Here is a 15,110-nt window from a genome sequence, read left to right as displayed (position 1 = left end):
CTTGCAAAACGCCTGATCAACAAGTGACCTGATTCATGGGTGAAACACAGGTTTGCCAGGCTTGGGTGAAATCCCGCAGCCGACCTTGAGGGTGAAATATTTCTTTCCAGATACGCGCCATGCCCAGTACGTCGCCCGGTGGCGGCAGGGCAGGGCGGTGTTGCTCCACCAGCAGCCAGGCGATGGCTGTGGCGTAACGCAGGTTAACCGTGAGTTCCAGCTGGGGCGCGCTGAGGAAGGCGTGTTGGCTGGCCAGGCCGCGCACCAGGCTGGCGCGTTCGGGGTCGCGTGCAAGGTAATCGTCCCAGAGGGCGCGGTGGCGTGGCTCGGTGATGCTGTACAAGCCGTGGCCGCGGCGGTCATGCAGGGCCGAGCCGAGTTCCGATTGGCTGGCGGCAATGCCCAACAGCAGGGCTTCAGCTGCAGGGTTATGGCGGCCGAGGTAAATCAACGTCGGCCTGATCACATAACGACACAATTCGCTGGCGGCGATACCCATACAAGCCTCAGTCCATGAAAGTGGTCGACGATGCCTGAGACGGTGGGGGCTTGGCAGCAGTGGATCGGATCTCAGGCTCGTCGCAAGCGGATCATGCCGCTTGAGTTGAAGTGTAGTGTCATATTTGTGATGTAAAGGACTGTTTTTAAAACATCTTCTTCATTTAGTTATAACGTTTATATCTATTCGTACTGAGTACTTGTGTTCCGATGCTGAATTTCAGGCAATAAAAAACCCTGCGTTTTAAGCAGGGTTTTTGTGTTTCAGCGACTCGGGTCGATCAGGCAGTCAATGCCTGACGGGTACGCTCGATCACGGCCTGCAGCGGTTCTGCGCTGGAGTATTGATCGGGGTACAGGCGTTCGCTGTGACGAGCGATGCCGTGTTCGTTGACCAGGGTGAAGCTGAAGCAGCCTTTGCGAGCGGCCATGATCAGGCAGTTCATTGGTGCAAAAGCGTTAGTGAGGGTGCGAATGGCATCCTGAGTGTGGATTTGAGTGGACATATTATTGGTGTTCCTACAAATGACACGGATAAGAACCGTGCAACGTTAAAACGTTCCAGTGACGCTGATCACCATTGATCAAACGAAGAACCCGACTGGAACAAAGCAGCCAGTTTGAAGCGCTAATAAGTTAGGCGCGCTTGGGCTGGCAGGTAGGTACTTAGGAGGGCAGGCAACACAACATGGGCAAAGGTTCTGGGCCCGGGGTGAAGATCCTGATCAATTTGCAGGCTGGTTCGGTCAGAGTATTGAAACTTCGCGACACCCTTTGCTTGTTCAAAGGCAGTGTCGTCGCAAGAAATACCTGGAAACCATCGAGGTGGTCGATCCCGTGTTGTTCAGGGGAGTTGTTCGACCAGAATTGACTTTCAGCTTGGTACTAACGTTGCGGATAGTAACGGATTGAAGCACGCAAGGGAAGTGTGCTAACCAAAAAACTTCAATCAGCCGCCCAGCAGCCCGCGATACACCAGCACCGTCGCGGCCGCCACCAGTGAGCAGCCCAGCCCGTAGGCCGCCAGGGTCAGGCGCCAGGAGCGGCCGGTTTCGATTACCTTCATCACGTCGCGCATGTCATTGATGCGGCCATCGCCCAGTTCGATGCACAGGCTCACGGCGGTAAACGCTGCCGATAGCAGGATCGCGATGGCAAACAGTGCACCGTCGGGTGAGGGCAGCGCTGCGTTGATGCCCAATGAGATCGCACAGATGGCCAGCAGCAACATGGCGAATAAGAGAATTCCTTTCATCGAGCCTTACAAGGTTGCGTGGAGGTCAGGCAGTGTGGCGAGCCGAAGCAATTTTGAAAAGGCCCCCGGTTTGTACCGCCGGTAACATTTTTCGGACGCATTGAAGTAAAAAACGGCGGAGATATAACCAGTGGATGGGTACTTGTGCACATTAGTTGCGAGGTGTGTAACCCCGCCGGCAACCGCCTGGAAGCAGCGCTGTTTGCCTGCGATGAAAATTTAAGTCAATGAAAAATATCGCTTTTTTTTATTGGTGAAAAAATCGTCAGTTTGACTGCAGCCCCCGTTCCATGGGGCTTTGCGCGAGTTAAAGGCGGGTTGTCCACTGAGTTATCCACAGCTTCTGTGGATTGTCCCAAGCGCTTGCTCTAGGACGGGCGTGCTGAGATTTTTCAGCTTTACCTGTAGGAAAAAAAGAGTAGAGTGGCGCGCCTTCCGTTCTGTCCCGCAGTGCTTTATGAAGTTTCGCTCAGTACCACCTTCTGTTACCGACACCCCTCAAACTGTTACCGCACCCAAGCGTTTCTCCTTGAAAGTCGCCTTGTGGCTGCTCGACAGCCCGCACCTGGGGCACAACACCAACATCAAGCATTTCGCCGGGCGTTTACTCAAGCAGCCGGCCCGTGAAGGCGTGGTCGCCGCGCAGAGCCGCCTGGGCCAGTTGATGTGCCGTGAGTGCGGCAACGCTCGCGACCGCCGTATCGGCCACGACCTGTTGCGCCTGGCCGCCCGTGCCGGCGACCACCGCGCCCAGCGCGAATTGGGGCAGGTCGAAGACTGAGCTGTCCTCAAGCCCTATGCTTGGTTAACCTTGCTCTTTTTCGGTGATGGCAGAAATGGCTATGGTGTTTGACTGGACCAGCATTGCCTTGGGCCTCGCTGGCGCTGCAGTGCCGTTATTGGCCGTGTGCTGGCAGATCCAACGGCGGCTGAGTGCGCGCATGAGCGGTTGGGAGCTGCTGGAAGAGCGCCTGGCCACCGCGCAATTGGCCCAGGAGGGCTTGGCCGCGCAACTGGATGCCAGCCGCGATGAAATCAGTGACCTGAGCCAGGCCAACGCCGCCAAGCAAGCGGACCTGGCCGCGGTGCGCCGTGAAGTCGAACTGCTGCAGATCGACCGCGATAACGCCCGCGACGCCGCCCACGCCTGGAACCTCGACCGCAGCGCCAAAGAAACCGAGCTGCGCCGCCTTGATGCGCTGTCGGCGTCACTGCGCGCCGAACTGCGTGAGCAGCAGGAAAGCCATCAACAACGCCTCGCCGACCTGCAAGGCTCGCGGGACGAGCTGCGCGCGCAATTCGCCGAGCTGGCCGGGAAGATCTTCGACGAGCGTGAACAGCGTTTTGCCGAAACCAGCCAGGAACGCCTGGGCCAGTTGCTCGACCCGCTCAAAGAACGCATCCAGTCCTTTGAAAAGCGCGTTGAAGAAAGCTACCAGAACGAAGCGCGCGAACGCTTTTCCCTGGCTAAGGAGCTTGAACGCCTGCAGCAACTGAACCTGCGCCTGTCGGACGAAGCCACCAACCTCACCCGCGCGCTCAAAGGCCAGAAAACCCAGGGCAACTGGGGTGAACTGATCCTTGAGCGCGTGCTGGAACATGCCGGGCTGGAGAAGGGCCGCGAGTACCAAACTCAGGTGAGCCTTAAAGGGCCGGACGGCGAGCGCTTCCAGCCGGACGTGTTGATCATGTTGCCCGGCGACAAACAGGTGGTGGTCGACTCCAAGGTCAGCCTCACGGCCTATCAACAATACGTGGCGGCGGATGATGACGTGATAGGCCAGGCGGCGCTCAAGCAGCATGTGCTGTCCCTGCGCAATCACGTCAAAGGCCTGGCCGGTAAGGATTACAAACGCCTGGAAGGCTTGCACAGCCTCGATTTCGTACTGTTGTTCGTGCCGATAGAGGCGGCGTTTTCCGCCGCGTTGCAGGCTGAGCCGAACCTGTTTCAGGAAGCGTTCGACCGCCATATCGTCATCGTCAGCCCCACCACCTTGCTGGCCACCCTGCGGGTGATCGACAGCCTGTGGAAGCAGGAGCGCCAGAGCCAGAACGCGCGGGAAATCGCCGAACGCGCCGGTTGGCTGTATGACAAGTTTGTGCTGTTTATCCAGGACCTGGATGAGGTGGGTAACCGTCTGCAACAGCTGGATAAGGCTTACAGCGCGGCACGCAACAAGCTGACGGATGGACGCGGAAATCTGGTCAGTCGTACCGAGCAATTAAAGTTGCTGGGTGCGCGCGCCAGTAAAAGCCTGCCGGCGGATTTGCTTGAGCGTGCCATGACCGATTCAGACGGTGTGGCGCCTCTACCGGAATAAACGCAATCCAAAATATGGGAGCTGACAAGCCAGCTCCCACAGGGCATTGTGCTCAGCCGTCCTACAGCGGCAAATGCCGACTCAACAGCGCCCGCAACGCCGCAGGTTTCACCGGCTTGGCCAAATAATCCAACCCCGCCGCATGCACCTCGGCCACCATCTCCGGCCGGCCATCGGCGCTGATCACCACCCCGGGAATCGGCTCGGCCAATTGCGCCCGCAGCCAGCCCATCAGCTCAGTACCCGTTTCGCCATGGTCCAGGTGGTAATCCACCAGCGCCAGTTGCGGGCGCATGCCTTCGGCCAGCAATGCTGCGCACTGCGCCTGATCGGTGGCGGTCCACACCTCGCAGCCCCAGCGCGTCAGCAGGCTGCGCATGCCGATCAGGATGCTCTCTTCATTGTCTACGCACAGCACCTGCGCGCCACTCAATGGCAGCCCATTGTCTAGCGTCGGCTTGACCTTTGGGCTGGCCTGGTTACGCGCCAACGGCACGCGCACGCTGAACACGCTGCCTTTGCCCGGCCACGAACGTACGCTTAAGCGATGGCCCAGCACTCGGCACAAGCCATCGGCGATCGCCAGGCCCAGGCCCAGGCCTTTTTCGGCGCGGGTCTGGTGGCTGTCGAGGCGCTTGAACTCTTCGAAGATTACCTGCTGTTTATCCAGTGGAATGCCCGGGCCGCGGTCCCACACTTCCAGGCACAGCTCACCCTTGCGCCGGCGTACGCCAAGTAGTACTGGGCCGTCGGCATAGCGGAAGGCGTTGGTCAGAAAGTTCTGCAGGACTCGCCGCAGCAACTTGATGTCACTGTCCACCCGTAAACGGCTGCCACGCAGGCGGAAACGCAGGCCTTGTTCGTGGGCCAAAGCCTTGAATTCGGCGCCCAGGGTGTCGAACAGCTCGTTAAGCACAAAGGGCTGGCGCTGTGGGTTGATCTTGCCGTTTTCCAGGCGCGAGATATCCAGCAGGTCGCTGATCAGGTCTTCGGCGGAACGCAGCGAGCTGTCCAAGTGCTGCACCAACTGGCGGGCTTCGGCAGACAGACCGTCGTTCTGGTGGGAGAGGGCGGCGGAGAACAGCCGTGCCGCGTTCAGCGGTTGCATCAGGTCATGGCTCACCGCTGCCAGAAAGCGCGTTTTCGACTGGCTGGCGGACTCGGCCACGCCTTTGGCATCGGTGAGCGCCACATTCAGTTGCGACAGTTCATGGGTGCGCTCGGTCACCCGTTGCTCAAGGCCCTCGTTGGCCTCGGTCAGCGCCTGCTCGGCTTCACGGAACGCGGTGATATCGGTGAAGCTCATGACAAACCCACCGCCGGGCATCGGGTTGCCGATCAGCTCGATCACGCGTCCATTCGGGAACAAACGTTCGGAGGTGTGCGCGCGGCCCTGGCGCATCCAGTGCAGGCGCCGTGCCACGTGCACTTCAGCTTCGCCCGGCCCGCACAGGCCGCGCTCGGCGTTGTAGCGAATGATGTCGGCAATCGGCCGGCCGACGCTGATCAAGCCGTCGGGGTAGTTGAACAGTTCCAGGTAGCGCCGGTTCCAGGCCACCAGTTTCAGCGACTGGTCGACCACGCTGATGCCCTGGGTGATGTTTTCAATCGCGCCTTGCAGCAGCGCGCGGTTGAACTGCAGCACCTCGGAGGCTTCGTCGGCGATGCGTACGACGTCCTCCAACTGCATTTCCCGCCCTTCAATCGCGGCTTTTACTACAGCGCGCGTCGAAGAAGCGCCGAGCACACCGGCCAGCAGGCGTTCGGTGTGGGCGATCCAGTCGTTATCGGCATTCTGATTCGGGTTAAAGCCTTTGCCCTGACGATAGGCGAAGCGGATAAAGCTCTGCTGCGCGCGCTCTTCACCGACAAAGCGTGCGGCCAGGCTGAGCAGGTCGCTGATCTGTACCGACAACATTGAGCGCGCGCTGGCGCGTTGGCTGGTCTCTTGACCGATAAAACGTCCGGCCTGCCAATGCTCGGAAACCCTTGTGCGCGACAGCATCGAGACCCACACGAACAGCGTGAAGTTACCCGCCAGCGAGAACACGGTGCCCAGGGTCAGCGAGGTGACGGAAAAGCCAAAGGGGTGTGAATGCATCCACGTCAGGCCGGGGAAAAGGCTGAGCGACCAGCCAAGACTTTTCGCGGTCACTGGTAGGACCAAGGTGTAGAACCACAAAAAGGTGCCTGCCGCTAACCCAGCAAATACACCCCGCCGGTTGGCCTGCTTCCAGTACAGTGCGCCGAGCATCGCCGGGGCTAGTTGGGTGACGGCGGCGAAGGCAATCTGGCCGATGGTCGCCAGGCTTGCGGTGGAACCGAGCAGCCGATAACTCACGTAGGCCAGCAGCAGGATGATCACAATGCTGACCCGGCGTACCGACAGCATCCAGTGGCGGAACACTTCGAACGGCCGTTCGGCGCCGGAGCGGCGCAGCAACCACGGCAGCAACATGTCGTTGGACACCATGGTCGACAAGGCAATGCTGGCCACGATCACCATGCCGGTTGCCGCCGACGCGCCGCCGATAAACGCCAGCACGGCGAGGGCCGGATGCGATTGGGCCATGGGCAGGCTGATCACGTAGGAGTCGGGCAATACCGAACCGGGCAGCAGCATTTTGCCGCCCAGGGCAATGGGTACGACGAACAGCGCGGCCAGGATCAGGTAGGCCGGGAATACCCACTTGGCCAGGCGCAAATCCTGCGGGTCGATGTTTTCTACTACGGTGACGTGAAACTGGCGAGGCAGGCAGATAATCGCCATCATTGCCACGCCGGTTTGCACCACCATCGACGGCCAGTTGATGGTTTCTTTCCAGTACTCCTCAAGGCGCGGCGCCAGCATCGCCTGGCTGAACAGGTCACCGAAACCGTCGTACAGGCCGTAGGTCACGAACGCACCGACGGCGAGAAAGGCGAACAGCTTGACCAGTGATTCAAACGCAATCGCCAGCACCATGCCGCGGTGGTGTTCAGTGGCGTCGAGGTTGCGTGTACCGAACACGATGGTGAACAGCGCCAGCACCAGCGACACGATCAGCGCGGTGTCCTGGGCGCGGGTGCCGGTGGTGTCGGGGCCGGAGCCGATCAGCAGGTTCACGCCCAGCACGATGCCTTTGAGCTGCAGGGCGATGTAGGGCAGCACGCCGACCAGGCAGATTAGCGCCACCACCACCGCCAGGGACTGGGATTTGCCGTAGCGCGCGGCGATAAAGTCGGCGATCGAGGTGATGTTTTCCTGCTTGCTGATCAGAATCATCTTCTGCAGCACCCAAGGTGCCAACACCAGCAGCAGTACCGGTCCTAAGTAGATCGGTAAAAATGCCCACAGTTGTTCGGCGGCCTGGCCTACCGCGCCGAAGAACGTCCAGCTGGTGCAGTAGACGGCCAGCGACAGGCTGTACACCCACGCACGCACCTTCGGCGGCAACGGCGCGTGGCGGCGGTCACCGTAAAAGGCGATGGCAAACATAATGGCCATATAGGCCAGGGCAACGGCGGCGATCAGCCCGCTGGACAGCGTCATGGTAACTCCGAGCATAAAAACACCCAGGCATTCCAGGCCCGGTGAGACAGTCTCGCATGATGCTTGGGGTTAGTCAGTGTCGACCAAGGTCGTGTGGGAGCTGGCTTTCCTGCGATGCGCATGGGTATCTACGCAAATTTTTGTGTTGCAATGAGTTTTTGACGGGGTTTTTAGGTAGGTATGAGTACATATCCGTTGATGCGGTAACGGCGGCTATTGGTTCCGCCCTTACGGCGGGTCACTTTTGGAAAAGAGCCCGGAATGCCGGCCCAGCCAAAAGTAACCAAAAGGGCTCTTGCCCCACCACTCGGTGCCTCGCCTAGGCTCGGCATGCCAGAACGAAGGCTTGAATCCGTGGGCCGCCGCCATGGGCCATCCTTGGCCCATCGCGGCTAACCCGGCGTCCTGCCGGGTTACCCACGGATTCAAGCCTGCGTTCGGCCATCGTGGTTTAACGGGGCGCCTGAGATCAAGATCAAGATCAAGATCAAAAGCAAGAGCTCGGCGGCCTAGTAGCCGACCTGAGTGGTAGAAGCAAAAGCAGGGCAAAAGCAGGGCAAAAGCACAGCAGAAGCAGATCTGCTTTTCTGTGGGAGCTGGTTTGTCGGATCGCCGCACCGCTGCGATGCAGACACCTCGGTGTATCAGGCATAACCAGTTGATGCCATCGCAGGCAAGCCAGCTCCCACATTAGATTGAGTTCAGTTTCAGAGATCAGGTCGGCTGTCAGGCCGCCTCGGTTTTGCTTTTGATTTAACCACTCAGGTCGGCTACTAGGCCGCCGTGCTTTTGATCTTGATCTTGATCTCAGGCGCCCCGTTAAACCACGATGGCCGAACGCAGGCTTTGGAGCGGGGGTAAACCGGCAGGACGCCGGTTTAGCCGCGATGGGCCAAGGATGGCCCATGGCGGCGGCCCCCGCTCCAAAGCCGGAGTGAGGGCACACCGAGCCTAGGCGAGGTGCCGAGTGGTGGGGCAAGAGCCCTTTTGGTTACTTTTGGCTGGGCCGGCATTCCGGGCTCTTTTCCAAAAGTGACCCGCCGTAAGAGCGGAACCAATAGAGGCCATGGCCCAAATAACGGATATGCACCCAGCGCCCCCGCGACAACCAAAGAACCCAACCCATAAAAAGATGTGTAGATACCTATGCTGCGATGCGGGCAGCGCGGTCTATCAGTGGCACCCGGTTGATGCGATCGTAGGCAAGCCAGCTCCCGCAGAATTCAGCCTCCACCGCTACCTCGGTGGCAAGGTCTTCTGACGCAAGATATAGATCGTCACCAGCACCGCACTGGTCAGCATAAACCCGCGTGCCCACGGCAGCGGCACCAAGTAGCAGGAGACGCCAATACTCAGCCACATCAAGCCGATTGCATAGACTTTGCCCTTGAGCGGGATACCGTTGCCGTCCAGGTAGTCTTTGATCCACGGGCCCAGGCGCGGGTGTTCCACCAGCCAGTGGTAGAAACGCGGGGAGCTTCGAGCGAAGCAGGCGGCGGCGAGAAGCAGGAAGGGTGTGGTCGGCAACACCGGTAGGAAAATGCCGATCACCCCTAGCGCCACGCTCAGCCAGCCGATGGCCAGGAGTGCGTAACGCAGGAGCGGCGAGCGGTTGCCCATGGGTGTCACGGGCAAACGACTCAGTGGTGACGTGGCTTGAGGATCGCCGGTTTTTCGTCAGGCGCGTTGCACAGCAGGTACAGCGCAGTCAGGGCTTCCGGGATCTGTACGATCATGTCATCCATCAGGTTGGCATCGGCAGCGATGTCGGAAAACTCCGGCTGGTCGTCGAACAGGCCCGAACCGACCATGATCGGCAGCAGCATTTCGCTGACTTCTTCCTCGGCGGTCTCAAACCAGGCGGCTTCGCGCAGGAACACGCCTTCCATGAAGCCGATGCACCAGCCGCGCAGGTCGGAGTCATCCGGCTCTTCGCCGAGGTCCAGGTCGCACGGCAGCTCGAATTCCTCATCGGAGGCCAGTTGGCGACCGATGTGGGCTTTGAGGGCCAGCAGGGTGGATTCGATTTCTTCGCGCTGGGCGGCATCGGCGTAATGCGGTTCTTCGGCGAACAAGGCGTCGATCCACTCACGGTCCGGCACGATGTCGGAAGAGATCGACAGGGCGGTCAGGTAGCCGTGGGCGGCCACGTAGTCCAGCGCCTCGTCATGCAGCTCATCGGCGTCGAGGAAGGCTTGCAGGCGGGTTAGTTGCTCAGCGAAGGACATTACGGGATACCTTGGGAATAAACGATGCGCAATTCTAGGCTTTCTTGAGCGCCCAGGCCAGCCACACGGCATATTTGCCAGGTTTTAGATAGCGCTCGCAATTCGTCGGTGGCGCCCTTTGCACAGTAACGCTCGGGTATACTGCCGCGTTTTGTGATGCCCCTGCAGGCCAAGCGCCAACCCGTGAAAACTTCGCTTACGGATTATTTCCCGTGAAGCCGGGTTTTTTCGGCCAGCCTGTACAGAGGGATTTCGGCACCATTTTGGAGTTTTACATGCTCGAGCAGGCTCAACGCGTCCTCAAGGACATCTTCGGCTACGACAGTTTTCGTGGCCGCCAGGGTGCGATCATTGAGCGCGTGGCCAATGGCGGCGACGCCCTGGTATTGATGCCTACCGGCGGCGGCAAATCCCTGTGCTTCCAGGTGCCGGCGCTGTTGCGCAACGGCCTGGCCGTGGTGGTGTCGCCGCTGATCGCGCTGATGGACGACCAGGTCGCCACCCTTGAAGAGCTCGGCGTCGCCGCCGCGGCGTTGAACTCCACCCTCAGCGCCGAGCAGCAACGCGACCTGGCCGCACGCATCAAGCGCGGTGAAGTGAAGATGCTCTACCTCGCCCCCGAGCGCCTGGTGCAGCCGCGCATGCTGGCGTTTTTGCAGAGCCTGGAAATCGCATTGTTCGCCATCGACGAAGCCCACTGTGTGTCGCAATGGGGCCACGACTTCCGTCGCGAATATTTACAGTTGGGCCAGTTGGCGGAATTGTTCCCCGACGTACCGCGTATCGCCTTGACCGCCACCGCCGACAAACGCACCCGTGAAGAAATCGTCGAGCGCCTGCATTTGCAGAACGCCGAGCGCTTCCTGTCGAGCTTCGACCGGCCGAATATTTTCTACCGCATCGTGCCCAAGGAGCAGCCGCGCAAGCAGTTGCTGGCATTCCTGTCCGAGCGGCGCAGCGACGCGGGCATTGTCTATTGCCTGTCACGCAAGAAGGTCGATGAAGTCGCCGCGTTCCTCTGCGAGCAAGGCTACCCGGCGCTGCCGTACCACGCCGGCCTGCCCAATGAAACGCGCTCTGCCCACCAGAAACGCTTCCTCAACGAGGAAGGCCTGATTATGGTGGCCACCATCGCGTTCGGCATGGGCATCGACAAATCCAACGTGCGCTTTGTGGCGCACATGGACCTGCCCAAGTCCCTCGAGGCGTATTACCAGGAAACCGGTCGCGCCGGCCGTGATGGCCTACCGGCGGATGCCTGGATGGTCTACGGCCTGCAAGACGTGGTGATGCTCAAGCAGATGCTGCAGAACTCCGAAGGTGACGAGCGCCACAAGCGGTTGGAACAACACAAGCTCGACGCCATGCTGTCGCTGTGTGAAGAGACCCGCTGCCGCCGTCAGACCCTGCTGGCGTATTTCGACGAGGACATGCCCGAGCCGTGCGGCCACTGCGACAACTGCGTCGACGGCGTGCAGACCTGGGATGCCACCGAGCCGGCGCGCCAGGCGTTGTCGGCCATCTACCGCACCGGCCAGCGTTATGGCGTGGGCCATCTGGTGGATGTGTTGCTGGGCAAGGACAACGAAAAAGTGCGCAGCTTCGGCCATCAGAAGCTCTCGGTCTATGGCGTCGGTAAAGCCCGCGCCGAAGGCGAGTGGCGTTCATTGTTCCGCCAGATGGTCGCGCGCGGCCTGGTGGACATCGACCTTGAAGGGTATGGCGGCCTGCGCCTGAACGACAGCTGCCGGCCATTGCTCAAAGGCGAAGTGAGCCTGGAGTTGCGCCGTGACCTTAAGCCGCAAACCACGGCCAAGAGCAGCACCAGCCAGGCCAGCCAGTTGGTGCGTGGCGAAGAACGCGAGCAGTGGGAAGCCTTGCGCACCCTGCGCCGCAAGCTCGCGCAGGAACACAGCGTGCCGCCTTACGTTATTTTCCCCGACTCCACCTTGCTGGAGATGCTGCGCGAGCAGCCCACCACCATGGCCGAAATGGCCCGGGTCAGTGGCGTCGGTGCGCGCAAGCTGGAACGCTACGGGCAGGCCTTCCTCGAAGTGCTCGGCGGCCAGGTCGAAGCGCCGAAGGAAGTCGCCGATATTCGCCACGAACTGATCAGCCTGGCGCGTGCTGGCATGACCCCGATCCAGATCGCTGGCCAGCTGCAATGCTCGGAAAAAAACGTCTACACCTTGCTGGCTGAATCCATCGGCAAGCAGCAGCTGTCTTTAGAGCAGGCCCTTGATTTGCCGGAAGATCTGCTCGGTGAAATCCAGGACGCATTCCTCGACGGGGAAGGCGAATTGCCACCGGTTGCGGAGATCGCGCCGCTGTTTACCGGGCGTGTTCCAGAGGGCGTTTTGTACTGTGTGCGTGCCGCTTTGCAGTCTGAATTCGAAATTTAGTGTGCTAATTGCGCCAATGTAACGAATCAGTACATAGCGGTGCTTGCCTCATGGCATGGCTCATGCTTAGCTGACTAATAATTAGCCACACTTTATTTTCAGTCTAAACCACGAGTTTTTTATGCCGTTAACCGATCAACACCGCTTTGGCATGCAATTGGCGCAAATGTCCCGAGGTTGGCGCGCCGAGCTGGACCGCCGTTTGGCGGGGCTGGGTTTGTCCCAGGCGCGTTGGCTGGTGCTGTTGCACCTGGCCCGTTTCACCGAAGCGCCCACCCAGCGTGAGCTGGCGCAAAGCGTCGGGGTAGAAGGGCCGACGCTGGCGCGTTTGCTCGACAGCCTCGAAGGCCAAGGCCTGGTGCAACGCCAGGCCGTGCTGGAAGACCGGCGTGCCAAGCGTATCTTGCTGTGCGACACCGCCTGCCCTTTGATCGAGCAGATCGAAACCATCGCCACGGCGTTGCGCCATGAGCTGTTTGTGGGCGTGGATGAAGAAGATTTGCGCGTGTGCATGCGTGTGCACGGGCATATTTTGGCGAATCTGGAAAAGCCCTAAGGTAGCGCCTGATTAGTGTCGAGCGGGTTGTTGTGGCGAGGGAGCTTGCTCCCTCGCCACAAAAGCCAGCCCCCACAGTTGTTTTGTGTACTGTCTAGAAGGTTTGGCCCAGGTTCAGGTACACCGCCTGCTGCTTATCATCATTGAACCCATAGCTGAAATTCAGCGGCCCCAGCGGCGTATCAAACCCCAGGAAAACACTCGCGGCGTTGATGTAGCCACTGTCGAATTGATTGTCGTTGTTCCACGCCCGGCCGCGTTCTAACGAGGCGCCCAGGTACAGCGGAAAATCCAGCGGCAGGTACGAGCGCGGCGTCAGGCGGCGATAGTACACCGCGCGCATCAAAGCAATGTTTTGCCCCGAGATCGAATCTTCGCGAAAGCCCGACAGCTGCCGCGCACCGCCCAGCAGGAAGCTGGAAATCACCACGTCGGATTTATCCAGGGTGCGTCCGTAACGCCCGCCCAGTATGAGTGTGTCCGGGCCGTGGCTCATGGCCTTGTCCAGCTTGAACTCCCACTGCCGGTAGCGCTGGTCCGAGCCTAGGCCAGGTTCGAATTCGCGGAAGGCCAGGCTGATGTCTTCGCCGGTATGGGGGAAGTACACGTTGTCCAGGGAGTCGAAGGAGTACTTCAGCCCATAGAAGCCTTCATTGAAGTTCACGCTTGGCAGGTCGCGCTCGCCAATGCGCACGTCCGCCTTGCCCCAGGCTTCGCCCACGCCGAAGCGGATCTCGCCGCTGTTGCCGATCTGGCGCCCCACATTCAAGCCAAAACCGTAGCGCTCCAGCCGATACTCGGCGATAGGGTCGTTGTCCAGAACCAGGTCAACGTTCTGCGCCTGGGCACTGATATAGGGCGCGACGAAGTAGCGAGAGCCGACATCCAGCGGTTGGTAGAACTCGCTGTACAGCTCTTGGCGATCACCGATCTGCACCCGCGTCAGCCATTCGGCGCCGAGGCGGTTGATGCCGTTCATGCGGTAGCTGGCGCCGAGGTTGAAGGCGCTCTCGCCGCGCATGTCATCCGACAGGTTCAAGCCCAGGCGTAAGTAATCGGTGCCGCTGCGCTTGCCGCGTGCGCTGATCACCAAGGTGTTGTCCTGGCCCTTTTTCACCACGCGGTATTGCACCTGCTCGAAGTAATCCAGGCCGTACAGGGTGCCCATGTCGGTTTGCAGGCGATCCAGGTTCAACGGCTCGCCCAGGTTTTGGCGGATGTAGTAACGGATCACGTCATCGCTGACTTTCGAATCGTTCTCCACCTTGATCGCAGTGATCACCGGGGTACGTTCGCCCGGCGTACGCGCGGCGAGCAGTTGCGGGTCTACCGGTTCCGCGGGGCGCAGATGCGCCAGGCGCACATCGAGGGCGCGGGTGGCGCGGTAGCCGGCGTCGATCATGTCCTTGGCGCGGCCGAAATCCGTCACGCCGTAGGCGGCCAGCGGCGGCTGGATCAGTACGTCTTTGGGGTGCAGGGCCTTGAGTTGCTCCTCGGAATTGCGCCGGGTCATCAGGGTGATGGACTGGTTGAGCACGTCGACCACGGTGGCCAGTTGTTTGCGCGTGCGCAGCGGGGTGCCGATGTCGACGACGATGGCAATGTCGACGCCCATCTCGCGCGCCACATCCAGCGGGATGTTGTCGGTCATGCCGCCGTCCACCAGCAGCCGGCCGTCTATTTCCACCGGGGCGAACACCGCCGGGATCGACATGCTGGCGCGGATCACCTGGGGCAGGTGGCCTTTGTTGAACACCACTTTTTCGCCGGTGGTGATATCGGTGGCGACCGCGCGGAACGGGATCGGCAGCTTGTCGAAGTTACGCGTGTTACTGCTGTGGGCGAACATGCTTTCCAGCAGCAGTGCCAGGTTCTGGCCCTGGATCACACCGAGCGGCAAGCCGAGGCTGCCGTCGTCGCGAAAACTGAGCTTCTGCTTGACCAGGAAATCGCGGTCATCCTGCTTGCGCCGAAACGGCACGTCTTCGCGTGGCGGTGCGTCGGACAGGGCCTGTTGCCAATCAATATCCAGCGCGAGCTTTTCCAGCTCATCGATCTTGTAGCCCGACGCGTACAGCCCGCCAATCACCGCGCCCATGCTGGTGCCGGCAATCGCATCGATGTGAATGCCTTGTTCTTCCAAAGCCTTGAGCACACCTATATGCGCCAGGCCACGCGCGGCGCCGCCAGACAGCACCAGGCCGATTTTGGGGCGCGGTGTTTCAGCGGCGTCGGCGAGGAGAGGGAGCAGGCACAGGAACAGGCAGGACAACAGGCGGCGCATCACGAATCTCAGGGCTGGGCGATAAAGGTCGGTA

Annotated in this window: 11 protein-coding genes; 4 read left to right on the top strand and 7 right to left on the bottom strand. The window is 60.4% G+C overall.

All coding sequences use genetic code 11. The annotated features are described in order from the left end of the window. Positions 1-16 precede the first annotated feature (16 nt). The 3 genes from K0P33_RS23190 to K0P33_RS23180 form a co-directional block, all read right to left on the bottom strand. Complete coding sequence (locus K0P33_RS23190; RefSeq protein WP_242151651.1) at positions 17-499, bottom strand: hypothetical protein; 483 nt, start codon at positions 497-499, stop codon at positions 17-19. 280 nt (positions 500-779) lie between these two features. Then, the gene (locus tag K0P33_RS23185) at positions 780-1,004 is read right to left on the bottom strand and encodes a hypothetical protein (RefSeq protein ID WP_071482924.1); all 225 of its coding nucleotides are present in this window, start codon (positions 1,002-1,004) and stop codon (positions 780-782) included. A gap of 443 nt (positions 1,005-1,447) precedes the next feature. Continuing rightward, positions 1,448-1,753, bottom strand: coding sequence for a hypothetical protein (locus K0P33_RS23180; protein ID WP_094950297.1), 306 nt, complete (start codon positions 1,751-1,753; stop codon positions 1,448-1,450). 457 nt (positions 1,754-2,210) lie between these two features. On the opposite strand from K0P33_RS23180, the gene K0P33_RS23175 reads away from it, so the two are divergent. Both K0P33_RS23175 and rmuC read left to right on the top strand, forming a co-directional pair. Then, positions 2,211-2,534 (top strand): sel1 repeat family protein, encoded by a 324-nt coding sequence (locus K0P33_RS23175; protein ID WP_094950298.1) that lies wholly within the window; start codon positions 2,211-2,213, stop codon positions 2,532-2,534. A 175-nt stretch (positions 2,535-2,709) separates the two neighbouring features. Continuing rightward, entirely contained in the window at positions 2,710-4,074 is a 1,365-nt protein-coding gene (gene rmuC, locus K0P33_RS23170) for a DNA recombination protein RmuC (RefSeq protein ID WP_242156103.1), read from the top strand. A gap of 61 nt (positions 4,075-4,135) precedes the next feature. Here rmuC and K0P33_RS23165 read toward each other — a convergent pair whose 3' ends face one another. The 3 genes from K0P33_RS23165 to K0P33_RS23155 all read right to left on the bottom strand — a co-directional run bounded on the left by K0P33_RS23165 (position 4,136) and on the right by K0P33_RS23155 (position 9,834). Beyond that, entirely contained in the window at positions 4,136-7,606 is a 3,471-nt protein-coding gene (locus K0P33_RS23165; protein WP_094950300.1) for a PAS domain-containing hybrid sensor histidine kinase/response regulator, read from the bottom strand. 1,236 nt (positions 7,607-8,842) lie between these two features. After that, positions 8,843-9,226 (bottom strand): YbaN family protein, encoded by a 384-nt coding sequence (locus K0P33_RS23160; RefSeq protein WP_094951587.1) that lies wholly within the window; start codon positions 9,224-9,226, stop codon positions 8,843-8,845. Positions 9,227-9,246: 20 nt separating this feature from the next. Next, the gene (locus tag K0P33_RS23155; RefSeq protein ID WP_094951588.1) at positions 9,247-9,834 is read right to left on the bottom strand and encodes a YecA family protein; all 588 of its coding nucleotides are present in this window, start codon (positions 9,832-9,834) and stop codon (positions 9,247-9,249) included. A 275-nt stretch (positions 9,835-10,109) separates the two neighbouring features. On the opposite strand from K0P33_RS23155, the gene recQ reads away from it, so the two are divergent. Beyond that, positions 10,110-12,236: a DNA helicase RecQ gene (recQ, locus tag K0P33_RS23150; RefSeq protein ID WP_094951621.1), complete on the top strand. Its 2,127-nt coding sequence runs from the start codon at positions 10,110-10,112 to the stop codon at positions 12,234-12,236. A 121-nt stretch (positions 12,237-12,357) separates the two neighbouring features. After that, entirely contained in the window at positions 12,358-12,792 is a 435-nt protein-coding gene (locus K0P33_RS23145; RefSeq protein WP_094951589.1) for a MarR family transcriptional regulator, read from the top strand. 94 nt (positions 12,793-12,886) lie between these two features. Here K0P33_RS23145 and K0P33_RS23140 read toward each other — a convergent pair whose 3' ends face one another. Continuing rightward, positions 12,887-15,076, bottom strand: a complete 2,190-nt coding sequence (locus K0P33_RS23140) for a patatin-like phospholipase family protein (RefSeq protein WP_242151648.1) — start codon at positions 15,074-15,076, stop codon at positions 12,887-12,889. Positions 15,077-15,110 lie beyond the last annotated feature (34 nt).

The sequence above is a fragment of the Pseudomonas sp. ArH3a genome (genome assembly GCF_022648765.1).
In the GTDB taxonomy this organism is placed as follows: Bacteria; Pseudomonadota; Gammaproteobacteria; order Pseudomonadales; family Pseudomonadaceae; genus Aquipseudomonas.
The sequence above is the reverse complement of the archived record's forward strand: the minus strand, read 5'-3'. Positions and strand labels throughout refer to the sequence as shown.